1 pseudogene is annotated in these 252 nt (G+C 61.5%); it reads left to right on the plus strand.

The features are described from left to right. A pseudogene (locus tag L9G74_RS21420) lies at positions 1 to 252 on the plus strand (dihydroxy-acid dehydratase domain-containing protein); the annotation flags it as partial.

Consider the following 252-nt stretch of genomic DNA (forward strand, 5'->3'; position numbering starts at 1 on the left):
CAGCGCGGTGATGAAGACCTCGGTCATCACCGATCAGTTCCGCCAACGTTATCTCGAGCATCCCGACCATCCCGGCATCTTCGAGGGCCGGGCGATCGTGTTCGAGGGGCCCGAGGACTATCACGAGCGCATCGACGATCCCTCGCTCGAGATCGACGAGAACTGCTTCCTGTTCATCCGCAACTGCGGTCCGGTCGGCTATCCGGGCGCACCCGAGGTCGTCAACATGCGCCCGCCTTTTTTGCCCATATT

This window comes from Shewanella electrica (assembly GCF_022321485.1).
Classification (GTDB): domain Bacteria; phylum Pseudomonadota; class Gammaproteobacteria; order Enterobacterales; family Shewanellaceae; genus Shewanella; species Shewanella electrica.